The 13,095-nt window shown below is 60.4% G+C and carries 13 protein-coding genes; 6 read left to right on the top strand and 7 right to left on the bottom strand.

The genetic code is table 11. The features are described from left to right. Positions 1-17 precede the first annotated feature (17 nt). Positions 18-1,163, bottom strand: a complete 1,146-nt coding sequence (locus tag BFN67_RS08410; protein ID WP_080919186.1) for a tyrosine-type recombinase/integrase — start codon at positions 1,161-1,163, stop codon at positions 18-20. Next, positions 1,160-1,810, bottom strand: a complete 651-nt coding sequence (locus BFN67_RS08405) for a hypothetical protein (protein WP_139789090.1) — start codon at positions 1,808-1,810, stop codon at positions 1,160-1,162. Before BFN67_RS08405 ends, BFN67_RS08410 begins: the two co-directional genes overlap by 4 nt. Here BFN67_RS08405 and BFN67_RS23945 point away from each other — a divergent pair. The 5 genes from BFN67_RS23945 to BFN67_RS08380 all read left to right on the top strand — a co-directional run bounded on the left by BFN67_RS23945 (position 1,795) and on the right by BFN67_RS08380 (position 7,311). Then, entirely contained in the window at positions 1,795-2,388 is a 594-nt protein-coding gene (locus tag BFN67_RS23945) for a hypothetical protein (protein WP_139789089.1), read from the top strand. The two genes, BFN67_RS08405 and BFN67_RS23945, sit on opposite strands and share 16 nt — an antisense overlap. Before the next feature lie 153 nt (positions 2,389-2,541). After that, complete coding sequence (locus tag BFN67_RS08395; protein ID WP_080919183.1) at positions 2,542-3,672, top strand: RHE_PE00001 family protein; 1,131 nt, start codon at positions 2,542-2,544, stop codon at positions 3,670-3,672. Between the two features lie 222 nt (positions 3,673-3,894). Further along, positions 3,895-4,809: a hypothetical protein gene (locus tag BFN67_RS08390; RefSeq protein ID WP_080919182.1), complete on the top strand. Its 915-nt coding sequence runs from the start codon at positions 3,895-3,897 to the stop codon at positions 4,807-4,809. Beyond that, positions 4,802-5,290, top strand: a complete 489-nt coding sequence (locus tag BFN67_RS08385) for a hypothetical protein (RefSeq protein WP_192856784.1) — start codon at positions 4,802-4,804, stop codon at positions 5,288-5,290. Before BFN67_RS08390 ends, BFN67_RS08385 begins: the two co-directional genes overlap by 8 nt. A gap of 32 nt (positions 5,291-5,322) precedes the next feature. Then, positions 5,323-7,311, top strand: a complete 1,989-nt coding sequence (locus BFN67_RS08380) for a hypothetical protein (protein ID WP_245295194.1) — start codon at positions 5,323-5,325, stop codon at positions 7,309-7,311. Between the two features lie 50 nt (positions 7,312-7,361). Here BFN67_RS08380 and BFN67_RS08375 read toward each other — a convergent pair whose 3' ends face one another. The 4 genes from BFN67_RS08375 to BFN67_RS08360 all read right to left on the bottom strand — a co-directional run bounded on the left by BFN67_RS08375 (position 7,362) and on the right by BFN67_RS08360 (position 11,363). Then, entirely contained in the window at positions 7,362-8,105 is a 744-nt protein-coding gene (locus BFN67_RS08375; RefSeq protein ID WP_080919180.1) for a hypothetical protein, read from the bottom strand. 1 nt (position 8,106) lies between these two features. Continuing rightward, positions 8,107-8,808 (bottom strand): hypothetical protein, encoded by a 702-nt coding sequence (locus BFN67_RS08370; RefSeq protein WP_080919179.1) that lies wholly within the window; start codon positions 8,806-8,808, stop codon positions 8,107-8,109. Continuing rightward, a complete protein-coding gene (locus BFN67_RS08365; protein WP_342587437.1) occupies positions 8,805-9,374 on the bottom strand; it encodes a hypothetical protein in 570 nt (189 codons plus the stop codon). Before BFN67_RS08365 ends, BFN67_RS08370 begins: the two co-directional genes overlap by 4 nt. 588 nt (positions 9,375-9,962) lie before the next feature. Next, positions 9,963-11,363, bottom strand: coding sequence for an ISKra4 family transposase (locus tag BFN67_RS08360; RefSeq protein WP_080919177.1), 1,401 nt, complete (start codon positions 11,361-11,363; stop codon positions 9,963-9,965). Between the two features lie 144 nt (positions 11,364-11,507). On the opposite strand from BFN67_RS08360, the gene BFN67_RS08355 reads away from it, so the two are divergent. Continuing rightward, complete coding sequence (locus BFN67_RS08355; RefSeq protein ID WP_080919176.1) at positions 11,508-12,320, top strand: tyrosine-type recombinase/integrase; 813 nt, start codon at positions 11,508-11,510, stop codon at positions 12,318-12,320. Here BFN67_RS08355 and BFN67_RS08350 read toward each other — a convergent pair. Next, a complete protein-coding gene (locus tag BFN67_RS08350) occupies positions 12,301-13,008 on the bottom strand; it encodes a plasmid pRiA4b ORF-3 family protein (protein WP_245295193.1) in 708 nt (235 codons plus the stop codon). The genes BFN67_RS08355 and BFN67_RS08350 overlap by 20 nt on opposite strands. Positions 13,009-13,095: the final 87 nt, after the last annotated feature.

The following is a 13,095-nucleotide window of genomic DNA, read 5'->3' as shown; positions in this document are numbered from 1 at the left end:
CGGAGAGGGACCGGCCTTCACACGATCAGCCGAGCTGCTCGTCCCAGTTGCCGCTCGGCATCGTTGTAGTAGCGCGAAGCCTGGGCGATCGATTTGTGCTGCGATTGCTGCATGGCCTCCGAAAGAGGAATGCCGCGGCGCGCCGTCTCGGTGAGGTAGCCCGAGCGCAGGCCGTGCGCAGAAAACAGCATCGGATCAAGCCCCGCCACCGCGACGCGGCGTTTCAGGATCAGGTTTACGGCCTGGGGTGTCAGCGCCCTGCGCTCGAGGTGTCCCCAGCGGTCGATAGCGCGGAATACCGAGCCTTCGACGATCAGCGCCCGTTCTAGCCATTCCTTCAGCGCCGTCACCGGACGACCGATCAGCAGCACGCTTGCGTCGTCGTCGCTGTCGGTCGTCTTGGTGCGGCTGAGATTGATGCTGAGACAGGGCAGTCGCGGCGTTTGTGCGTCTTTCGGATCGGCGGGGACCGGATCCTGTTCGACCAGCTGCTCGATACGCAGAGCCGCGACCTCGCTGCGGCGGCGGCCGCCGGAGGCGAAGGCAACGAGCAACAATGCGCGGTCGCGCACATCGACCAACCGTTCGCCAGCGCAGGCCTGCAGCAGGGCGGCAAGAACATCAGCAGTCACGGCCTTCGCGCTCTTGCGCTTTCTTGGGCGTGGACTGGCCCGCACGGCCAGCTTCAGCGCGCTGCGGAGCCCCGGCGCGTTGAATTTTCCCTTCAGTCCGCGCCAGCCCGTCAACGTCGCCCAGCTCGACAGGCGCCGGCGCACGGTACTCGGCGCGTGCGGACCGTTGGCGCGCAGCAGACCAGCGTCCTTCAGCGCCGCCGCGACATCCTCGGGCATGCCGTGGGCTGGATCAGTCTCGCGTCTGGCGGGATCCCACAGATGATGGGCGACGAATTTTAGGAGCAGCGCCTCCGGCGCAGGCCAGGGCAAGGGGACTCCGGTCGCCGCCTGGCACCAGGCCTCAAGATAGCTGAGGTCGGACGATAGGGCCCGTAGTGAATTCTCGCCGATACCCTCATTGGCAAGATGGCGCAACGTCTCGACATCGTCGTCGCTCAAAATGCCGGCGAGGAAATCCCGTCGGTGATAGGGCAGTACCGAATCCAGCGCGTCGAGCGCCTCGGCGCGGGCGATGGCAGAGTCCGTCATCGTGCGCTCCTTGCAAGCCGCTTAACAGGCGCGCGCATGCCGCGGGACTGTGACATGACCTCACGGACTTCCTGGGCGTAAAATTCTTCCATGCGCTCGAGTGGATCCTTGCCTCTGTCCGCCCGTCGAGCGAACTCCTTCAGGACGGCCAAGTTGACGCGAGGGCCAGCTAAGCGGATGTCGGCAAGTTCGTCGATCGGCAGTGTGGTGTGATCATGCATGTGCTGGCCGACCCAGAGAAGCAGATCGCGATACGGCTCCTCACCCACATGCTGCAGGACGTCCGCCGTTGCGCCGGCAAGCACGTCCGCGATCTGCAGTGTCGGATTGTCGGCCGACGAGCCGAACCGCAGCGGATTGACCAGATGAGCCCGGATCCGCGCGTTCTCGCGGCCATTGGGGAGATCGGCCTCGATCGTCTTATCCACCATTCCGTCGAAGACGTGTGCCATAGCCTTCAGCGGCTTGGAATCGTCGCACAATATGTCGAGGCGACCGTGCCGGTGCCCCCAGCCGTGCAGGATCAGGCTGAACAGGCATGATGTGGTGAGATCGAGCGTCCATTTGGCGGTCTGATTGTCGTCGGCGCGCAGATCCTCGCTTTTGGCGGCGATCCTGGCGACGTAGCCGCGTGCAAAGCGCAGCACGCAGTCGAGGACCTCGTTCGTCTCCTTTTCGCCGGCCGCCGCGGCGAACAGGGACGGGCATCGGCCGGATCGAAGGATTTCATGAAAGCCTGCAGCTCGTGCGCGAGCTGGGGAACAGGCTTGTCCGCGATGAAGAAAGCACGATAGAGCGCATTCATCACGAAGCGATGCAGGTCATAGTGGTAGAACAGGCCGCTTTTCGCCTGCAGGACCGGTTCGACCAGATATTCGAACGCCTTGCCGCCAAGGTTGAGATGCTTGTCGGCGGCGATGACGAGAGCCCGGCTGCTGACCTGCTCGGCGAGGTCGAGCGCGATCGCCGGCCAGTTGGCGCGCTTGCGCAGCAGTTTCGATTTCAACTCCGGCGCCTGGATCCGGTATTTTGCCCGGAACCCGGTGACCAGCGCGTCGCCTTCGGCCGCCGAGAGATCGATCGCGGCATAGGCGAAGATCGGCTGGTCGTCGTCGAGCAGTGTTGGGCCGGTGAAGCCGGCTTCATCGCAGGAAATCAGGGCAGGGGGCGGGTTTGCTTGTGGTTCGGCCATTTTGAACGGATTCCCTGGCCGATGCGGCCGTGAACTACGGCGATTCTAGCGATTCCGGGCGGCGAAATCAATCACTATCGATAAGAGGTCATTATCGATAGTGAGAAGCAACGTAGGAAAAGTCCCCGACCAGTCAAGTAAAAAGCCATCTAGCTTGATATCCGCAAATCATCTACAGAAAAAACAATGGCTTACGAAATCGGCACACTGCCCTTGGAGCGTCTTGTGGGACCCGCCACCCGGGCCACCGAGCTTTTCGCCCGTCTCGACGAGCGTCTGGCGCATTCCCCGGTGCGCGACGGCTGGATCGAACGCTCGCACTTCCATGACGCGGTTGCCGCGCTCTGGGTCGAGGGCGAACTCGTCCACCTCGAGGACCTCGTCTTCCACGACGCCGAGATGGATCAGCGCACGCCGACCCACGAACTCACGCGCGCCCATGCCGTGCTGCGCAAGCGCCGCAGGATCCTGTCGCAGGGACGGGACTGGCCCTTTTCCCGCGAAGGTCTGCGCGAACTGGCCGGACGCGCCGGCATCGGCACCGGCAGGACGCTATCCGAAAGCGACCGGGAAGGGGAGGGGATGCCTTTTCCGGAAACGGAAGCCGGTGGGGCCGATGAGCCGGAGGACGATGTACTCGCTCAAGAATTCGCCGAGATCGACGCGGTGCTGACGCGATCGTCGAGGCTGCTGAGCGGCGCCGCCCACGTTGCGCCGGCGCGGCCGCGGCAGGACGATACGCGTCTGGCCGTGCTCTATGACGAGGATTGGGACGAGGGCGCGCGCCTGGCTGAATGGCGCGAGCTAATGGAACGGACCCGGGAACTGCCGTTGGTCTTGCGCGGGGCGGTCCTGCTCGATGCCTGGACCGATATCGAGGTGCTGCAGCGCGGAGACTGGATCGGGCCGCTGCTGGTCGGCGCACTTCTGCGCCAGGGCGGTCTTTGTGCCCACCATCTCGCCTGCCTGCATCTCGGCGCGCAAAAGGTCCCGCGCGAGCGGCGGCGTGCGCGCGACCGGACCGAGCGTCTACTGGCCTGGATTGACGTCCTGTTCGAGACAGCCAGCTTCGGCCTGAAGGAACACGATCGCCTGCTGCTCGCGAGAGAGCGCATGGGGCGCGTGCTGCGCGGCCGTCGCGCCAACTCGAAGCTGCCGGCGCTCGTCGATCTCGTGCTGTCGCGGCCGCTGGTGTCGACTGGTACGATCCAGAAGGCGCTGAAGGTATCGCGGCAGGGTGCGCTCGATCTGATCGGCGCGCTCGGCCTGCGCGAGATGACGGGCAGAGGAAGTTTCCGGGCGTGGGGGATCATCTAGAATCGCAAATTGAACCGACTCGCGTTCTAGCGAAGGTCTCCATCCGCAGCGAAATGCATGCGAAGAATGACGATGGCTTGCGGGGAAGGCGATGGGCCGAGAACTGTGGGCTCCAGTCGTCGATCACGCAAAGAGGTGCCAAGACGCCCCGAGTCCCTTCAATCGTTGAATTATGACAGATCAACGTTAAGCTGGCTTCGGCTTCGGGGGATATCATTCGCGATGTTGAGCGCGGTACAGGTCTGGAACCCAGATGAGTGGGAGCTTTTCGCTCTCTGTTTGCTTCAAGGGCGTCATGGCCCCTTGAACGTCCAAAAAATTCCTGCGGCACATAAAGGAGATTACGGGGTCGATTACTATTGCACGAGGGATTCTGTGGCGTATCAATGTTATGCGGTGGAAGAGCCGGTAGATATTGCGACGCGCGCCGAGCGTCAGAAGAAAAAAATTACCACCGACCTTCGAAAGCTCCTCGCCAACCACGCTGAAGTTGGCAAGATGTTCCACGGGCAACCCATCAAGCATTGGGTTCTGATCGCGCCGCTTCACGACAGCAAGGAAGTCAACCTCCACTGTGCAAAGAAGACCAAGGACCTCCGTGCGGCCGGGTGCGCCACACTAGACCCTGTGATTGAGGTTCTGATTCAGGATGCGAGTGCATTTCCGAATGACGCGGTAGCGATGGGCATGTCCGCCTTGTCGAAGGTGTCGTTGTCAATCCCCACCCCCTCGCAAGGAGAACTCGAAACCTGGGCTGCAGGGTCGTCTGACCTTCTGGCTAACGCCACCCAAAAATTGAAGAAGCGGGCCACGGCAGATCAACTCGATGAGGCTGTGGCCGGAGCGGTGCGTTCTTTTCTTCAAGGTAACGCTGTACTCGATGCGCTGCGGTCCGGGGCGCCGGACCTTCACGAAAAAGTTGTATCCGCGATCAAGAGTCGTGCTCGGCGGCTCGAGTTTGCCGGTCCAACAGCGGGGGGATCCGCTGGAGAGATTCTTCGCGCGGAGCTCGAGGCGCTTATCGCCGCAATGTCTGCGGCGGCACCGAGCCTTTCCACTGAGAATGCCGAGCAGATCGCATATGGCTCGATCTGCGAGTGGATCATGCGCTGTCCGTTGGATTTTCCCAATGTCTAGTGAATCGGCACTTCGCGATCTCATCTTGGGTGGATCGTTCACGTTCACGGCCCGTCCCGATCCAGTTCCCGGTGACCTCCGCATGTCTTGGGGCCTGGCGGTTCTTGTTTTGGCCCTGTTCTACAGCCGGGGAAAGAAATCCAACTTTCAGAAGCTGCAGTTTCTGGCGCACTCGGTTCGTTTGCCGGAGGGACGAGAGGAAGTTCGCGGCCTTTTGTCGGGAGAGTACCGGCCGACGGAGGTTTCCGTCCGTGTCGAGCCATCTCTCAATCGCGCTGTTGCCTTCGCGCACGCTTTGAAACTGGTGAAGATTGACAAGGGAACGTCAGTCTCCCTCACCGATGCAGGGATTAAGATGGCCACGGCAATCCTGGAGGAGGGTGAGTCGCTAAGGGAGGAGGCGAGGTTCCTGGCCGACGTGGCTCCGCGAATGACGGATACGCTGATGAAGCGCGTATGGCGCTTGGAGGATTTGCTATGACACTACGCTTTCGGCGTTTGAGGCTTCGTGCAGTGACCGCCGACGGCGTCTATGGCACCGATATACCTTTCGCATCCGGACTGACCGTGCTCTGGGCGGATAACACCAAGGGCAAGTCAACCTGCATGCAAGGCATGCTCTACGCGTTGGGTCTGGAGCGAATGCTGAGCCCCCGGCGCGAGATACCCCTGCCGCATGCGATGACGACCTATTTGAACACTGATGACGAGAAACGCATTGAGGTGCTTGAATCGAGCGTGTCGCTGGAAATTGCAAATGGAGAAAGTCAGGTCATCACCGTCAACCGTGCCGTAAAGGCAAGTACTGACACTCGACTTGTCTCGGTTGATTTCGGCCCTGCACTGTCCGGAGGGGCAACTGACCTCAAACGACAAAACTTCTTTGTCCTCGATCCGGGTGCGGCTCAGCGAGAGGATGGCTTTCACCACTTCTTGGAGGGTTTTCTAGGTTGGCGCTTGCCCCAAGTCCGGAGGTATGACGCGCCAGAGACAAAGTTGTATCTTGAAACCGTCTTCCCGTTATTTTGGGTTGAGCAGAAATTCGGATGGACAGCGATCCCGGCTGCAATTCCCACGTACATGAGAATTCGCGAAGTCCATAAGCGAGCAGTCGAGTTCATCATGGATTTGGACGTATACAAGCTTGAAGTTCAGCGCGAGCGTCTGGCTGAACGTATCGCAGCCAATTCGAAAGAATGGTCTGTCGTCAGGCAGGAGTTGGATCGCTTCATTGCGCGTGGAGGCGGCCGGGTTGCCAGTTTGAGCGAAAACCCCTTGGCCGATCCGGCCGCTTTGTCAAATGCGCATGTGCAATTGGCAGAAGGGACGGAGTGGATTCCGCTGGCGACGGTCGTTATGCAACTCCGTGCGAACATCGCCGACTTGGCTGCTAAGGCTGTACCGGTCGTCGAAGAGCAGTCGGAAGAGGTCACGCAAAAGCTGCAGCAGCTCACGCAGGACGTCGACCAACTGAACGCCGAACGCATTAGGCTTCACGGAATTCAGCAACTAAAGCTGGCGGACATGCGGTCGCTCCAGAGACGTATCGCTGCCCTTGACGACGATTTGGTGAAGAATCTCGACGTGCAGCGACTGCAGCGATACTCGGGAGTCGCTGCCGCGCTGACGCCTGATAGATGCCCGACCTGCGAACAGGCGCTCGTGGACACTCTCTTGTCGCAGGAAGCGCTCTCGGCCGTTATGCCGGTCTCGGACAACATCGAGTATATTCGATCGCAAAAGAAGATGTTTGAGGATATCCTCGTCAGGGAGCAGTCAGCGGAGAGCGAGCGGCGCGACCAACTTTCCGCCATCAGCCGCAAGCTGATTGACTGTTATTCTCAAATTCGACTTCTTCGGTCAGAACTTGTTGCGCCTGGGACGAATCCGTCCGCTGCCATTATCGAGGAACGTATCCGAGCTGAAGCGAGGATGCGCGACCTGGAAGCCCTTCAGGCTATCTTCGACGATGCCATTGATCGACTTCGCACTTTGCAGGACGCGTATGCTGAACTGCTACAGGAACGGGCTCAGATTCCGACGGAAAAGCTCTCTCCCAGTGATCGGGACAAACTTAATCGTCTCACCAGGTTGGTTCAGAGTCAGGCGAAGGATTTCGGCTTCAGCACATTCTCGCCATCGGAACTGTCTATTTCTGAGGACAGCTACAGGCCAGAGAAAGAAGGGTTCGAAATCGGCTTCGAAACATCCGCAAGCGATGCCATCCGTCTGAAGTGGGCCTACCAAATGAGCCTGCTCGAGCTTGCCCGCGACGAGCCGACAAACCACCCTGGAATGTTGGTCTTCGATGAGCCGCGTCAACAATCGTCATCGCGCCCAAGTTTCCAGAACTTGCTGAGCCGTGCTGCCGGCGCCAAGGGGCGGGACCAGCAGGTGATATTTTCGACGAGTGAGGATCTTGAAACCCTCAAGGCGATAACCGCCTCCATTGACTGCGAGGAAGTGATTTTTCCAGGCTACATCCTCCAGAAACTTGACTGAGCCCGGCTGCAGCGCCAGACCTTTCGGTGGTTGGACGCAACACGTGTGAGCTATCGACGGAAATTTGGCCCGTGCGCCACATAGAGGTTGGGCGCCGCCTCGGTATCAATGAGCTCGATCTCAGATCCAGACCCGCCGCGCAAAATCGAGAGAACGCCGCAATCGTCACGCTCCTGGTCGACTGTCCCAACAAGCCCTTCGATGAAGGCGACCTGCTGGTTCTCTTTAAGTTCCGCCCAGAAACCATCCGTCGCAACCAGCAATGGCCGATTGTCGAGTTCGAACGAGTTCAGGTCGGGAGTGATGAAGCGCTTTGAACGGAAGCTACGCGTGAGCAGATGCCGCGTGGGATCCTTCGCGAGACTCTCGATCGCCATCGGCAGCAGCGGATTTGCGAGCGTATGGGGCTGCGTCAGCCATGCAATCCGTCCATTCTCCTCGCATCGGCCTACCAGGCAATCGCCAGAATGCAGCACCAGTGCCGGGCGCGTCGCTTCAAGATACACAAGGACGTAACTGGCTGAATCCGTGCGAAAGACCATCGTGAGCGCCGCGTGGGTCACGCGAAGCTGTGCGATCAGGGTGTCGGCAGTTACCGCTTCAGCACCGGCTACGAACCAATCGACCATGCGGCGCGCAATCTCGCGCGCAAAATCGCCGCTGGCCGAACCAGATGTCGACCCATCAAGGACGATGGCTAGGACGGCGTCGCCGCGGATGCCAATGCCTGCATGGTCTCGGTTGTCGGCCGTCCGCGTTCCTTGCCGGTAGTGCCATTGGATTTGCAAGGTCACGTCAGCGTGTATCCAGGGTGCTGATCGCGACCAGCCGGTCGTAGACGATGTTGGCACGGCCTGCCGGTCCGCGGATGTTTCCCTCCAGGAAATGGTCGAAGTTCGGATCGTCCAGCAGCGCCGCAATCTGTTCGGCGATGTAGTCCCGGATCTCCGGCTCGCCGTCCGCGATCTCCTCGACGATCTCTTCCCGGCCATCGACGAGAAGGAGAATGTCCTCGGCATCGCGGCTACCGATCAGATCACCTTCGCCGCGTCCGCGGTATGCCTCCAACTTAGTGGCAACAAACAGCTGCGGCGTGAGACGTCGGATCTCAAGCCCCTCCTCCAGCTGTTCTGGTACGGCCGTCGCGATTCCCTTTGCATACCAGCGATTGCTGAAGCCCAGGATCGCCTCGTCGTCCGGCATGAAGTCGACCTTCAGCTCGCCGAGCTTCATGCGGCAGATGACGGAATCGTCAGCCGCCTCGGAAAAGCCGCGTGCACGCAAGCGTTCCAGCAACTCGGCCCATTCAGCGAAACCAGCGAGATCGACGATCAGGTCGACATCGTCGGTCGCCCTCACCCCTTCGAGAACAATGGGATCGGTGATGTAGAGTGCCGTGGTGCAGCCGCCGACGAAGACCAGGCGGGCGCGTAGCTCGTCGCCGAGCGCCTCGGCGACGGTTTTCAACATTGCCTTCAACTGACCCTGGACTGTCATTCCAGCCTCTGTGCGAGCAGGTCAGCGGCGTGCATGCTTTCGCGCTGATTGCCGATGCGAATTGCGTCGACGAGGGCGAGAAAGGCATAGAGCCGGCTATCTGTCTTGCAGGCCTCCGGCACGCTTTTGAACAGCGGTTCGACCGATTGACCCATTTCTTTTGCGGGCGCGTAGGGCCAAACGTAGATGAGACTGCCGGCGCTGTGCAGGGATTCACGCAGCACGGGGGCGGCGAACGCCGTCGGCAGCCCGCGCTGCATGGCGCCAGGTTTCGCCGGAAAGACGAATTTCAGACCGTGGATGATGAACTCACGCAGATGGCGCCGGCTCGGTTTGGGCCGACCCGTCTTCCTGTCCTTGATCGCGAGGCCCGACGCGATGCTGCGCTTGAGCGAAGCGCTGATTTCCGTCTTGCTGATTCCGAGTGCTGCCTCGAGAGCGCGCACGGAATAGGGATCCTCGCCCGCGGCCAACCCAGCCGGTGGAGAGTCATGACCCCTATCCTTTGCGTCGTCCTCCAAGCTCGCCAGCTTGAGCAGGACGACAACATCCTGGCCCTTCATCATGAGCAGTGTCCTCTGTCCTCGGACAGAGGACACTAAGCACTGGGCAGCCCTTCCTGTCAACGATCACGACTGCAAAACGGGTTGGTCCGAGCGGCGCAAGTAGCGCAACCGCGTTCAGTTTTGTCCTCAGTCCTGGGACAGCGGACGCAGGCGCTTGGGGCGCACACCAGTGCCGCTGCGCCCTATGGCAATTTCTTTCCGGGCATCGTCAGCACTGGTCTGCGCAGCCGCAAGGGTTCACTAACAGCTGGCGGTCGGACGTGGCGTTTTCGCAAGACCTCAACTTCCAAAGGTTTGATGCGATCCGAAATCGACTTCTCTGCAAAGAACGGCCTCACACGCTCAATTTCACTCTCGCGAGCTCCCCAGCTTCGATAGAGTGCTTGAGGCGAAATAACGAAGTTTTCGCCTCCTTCAGTCGTTCGATCTATGACATCGACGGGCGATCCGCCCGCAGCACCAGAGTAAAAGCCGTCCAAATCTATAACCACGCCGCTCCCGGTTTGCGACATAGAAAATGTCATCGAAGACAAAAGCAGCCACAGCGCATAGTCCGCTTCTCGGGGACCATGAGGATTTGTGTGGCAGCTACGCTGCGGACTGGTTGTCGGAATTTCGGTGATTATCGTTTGCCATGCCAGGATACCACTTCTCGAAGGTCGACCGTAGCGAGCCGTCGAGGGTCTGCGTTCGCGTTTGCAGCAGAAGATGCGCGCCTGTCCGGCTCCATTGCATCTGCTGCTTCTTGGCGAAACGCTTGCTGACAACGGCGTTGACGGTCGCCTCGACGAAAGCGGATGATATCCGCTCTCCGGACCGGTAGCGTTCGCCATAGTTGATCAGGCTGGCGTGGTTTGATCCGATATAGAATCGGAATTCGCCAATCACTGTCAGAAACTTTTTCATGTTCGGGTAGTCGGTTTCCGTGGCTTCGGCATCGTCGAGCAGCCAATCGATCTCCTCACGCGCCCGGTAGGTGTTGCCATGCCACAGATACCATTTGATCCGGGTCAGCATGTCCAGCAGGCCGTTGCCGGCTTCCTTGTCATGATGGCGAAGGCCTTGGGCGAACTGGCGAAGCACAGTGATGCGCATGGTGATGTGGAACCAATCCAGGACATGCTCGCTGGCCGGGGCGATCATTTCGGCGAGCGAGCGAACTTCCTCGCCGCCGTCGGTGATGAAGGTAATATCCTGATTGGCCTGCACGCCCTGCTTTTTAAGATGGTCGAGGATTCGGCGCTGCGGCTTGCGGTCGTAACCATGAACGAAGCCGATATAGCGCGGCTCACCGTCCTCGGGCAGGGAGCGGCCGACGATCAGCTCGAAATTCTTCTTCCGGTCGTCACGATCCCGGATGTAGCCACCATCAAGGCCAATGACAATGCGGCCGTCGGGAATGGGCAGGTTCGTCCAGTCTTGCGGACACGAATCCTGCATGAAAGAGACGCGCTCTTCCGTCAGCTCCCGCTCAATTCGGGCAGCCGTTTTCAGCGCATGCTGCCGCACCGTCGTGGCGTTGATCCCGCAGTCGATCGGCAACACATCGGCCAACAACTCGGCTGCAGCGGCATATGGCACGAGCGAAGCCCAGCGCGTCTCGAGATACAGCCGCTCGGGTGCAATGTGATCGGGGATCAGTTGCCGCAACGGCGACACCGTGCCCGGCCCATTGCGTCCTTCACTTTCCGGCAGCGCGTATCGCGGACTCCTGAGCCGGACATCGCCGAACAGAGTGTGGAAGGTGACGGGATAGTATCCCTTGTGCCGCAACCGGCGGCCGTCCGTCTCACGGTTTTCCGCTAGCCATAGGTTCACCTGCGTCTCCACCATCTTCTGCTGAAGCCCGGCAAGCAGGGCTTTGCCCTCGGCGAGCGATAGGCCGAGATCCTCCGCACCCGTTGTGATCTTTGTCATGTCGGCGATGATCTCCCGACCGATCTCCTCGCCGTCGTCACCGATGAGTTCCATGACGATCCGAACCTGCATGCTGCATCTCCTTGCCGGGTTTTCCAGAACGGGCGAAGTGGAAAGCTCATCGCGTCCGATCCGCGTATTTCTGCCCTCCGCTTTCGCCGGCAACGGTGATATCTCTCACCAGTTAGCAATCCGAAAATCATCTGGTAAACCATCATGACCTCGATCGAGCGTGCCGCCAACGCCGTCGCCACAATCCTGATCCGGGAAGGGATCGACTACCTGCAGAGCAAAGCGGTGATCAAACGGGCCCGCGCGCAGGCCGGTCTTTCCGCGCCGCCGGAAAAGAGAACGTCAATCAACCGGCTCACGATCGAGGAAGAACTGGCTTTCATTGACCAGGCCTACGAGGCGAGCGGCGCGACGGGCCTGCTGCTTCAGACCCTTTTGGAAACCGGCTTGCGCGTTTCCGAATTCACCCGCCTGCGCATCGAGGATGTCAGCCTGGCAGAGCGCGTGATCGTCGTCGTGCGCGGAAAGGGATCGAAGCACCGGGAAGTCCCCATCCGGCGGGAACTGACACAGATGCTGCGGCTTCATATCGGCACAAGGCGTGCCGGCCCCCTGTTCCAGAGCCGGGAACGGGGCAAAGGATCGCTGCCCTATACCTACAGCCGCCAGCGCATCGGTCAGATCGTCCGGCAAGTCGCTCGCAAGGCCGGGATCACAAAGCGGGTCTATCCGCATCTTTTGCGGCACACGATGGCGACAAAGCTGTTGGCGCTCGGCATGGACATCACCGACGTCCAGCGCTTCCTCGGCCACGAAAACATCACCACGACACGGCACTATGCGGAAACGACCGCCGCGACCCTGCGCCGAAAGTTCGATCAGGTCACCGCGCCAGCGGCACGGTCGTTGCTCTCCGGCATCCGGCATGAGCGTGGTGACGACGTTGCCCTTCTCGCCGCCAATCTGCTGGCGAACAATCGCGGTTCAAACGGTGAAGTCATATCTGCTGATGCATGAGGGTGAGATGCTCCTCCTGCCGCAGGCGCTTGTTCACCGTCTGCCGCTCGAACGTCCTGCCCAAAAGAGCGTTGCGCCTGTCGATGCGGAGAAGCAGTTCCCGGAATTCCTCAGCCCGGTCGGGATCATCGAGGATCGCGAAGGATCTGGTCTCGCTGATGTCCGCGAAGAACTCCAGCGCACTGGCGAGGTCCTCATCCAGTCCAAGTCCGAGCGCTTCATCTTCCTGCAGGATCCAGGCCTCAGGCCCGTCGCTATCCTCCGGCGGGCAAGTTCCGGCACCGCCGATGCAGCAGGGATAATGGATTTGCGGCTTGGCGGCGCACTGATGTTCCAGCCGCACCTCATGCTCCCACGGAACATTGAGATCGTATTCGTACAGGAACCGGCTTCCGGTGCGCAGCTTCAATGCGTCAAGTCCGATGTCCGGCGGTTCCGCAGTCAATTCCCATGAGCCATAGCGGACCGTGTGCACGACAAACTGGTAGAGATGGATGCCTTCCCAGCCCATCGCGACCTGAAGAACGCCGTGAAACTCGCGCAAGGTCATGGTCGCCGGCACCTGCACCCGCCGCCAAACCATCGGGCTCAGTCCCTTCAGCCAGATGCGGAATTGCAGGACCGTCGGCGTCGTGTCCGGCGTCTGGGCACCCTCGGAACGCCGGCTCGACCGACGCGGTGGTTTCAAGATGGCTGGCCTCGGTGAAAATCACCGCCCACCCTATACCGATTTTACCCCAGGGACGGCACCGCCACACAAATCCTCATGGTCCCC

This window comes from Manganibacter manganicus, assembly GCF_002075885.1.
GTDB lineage: Bacteria > Pseudomonadota > Alphaproteobacteria > Rhizobiales > Rhizobiaceae > Mesorhizobium > Mesorhizobium manganicum.
This window is presented reverse-complemented; position numbering and strand designations above follow the sequence as displayed.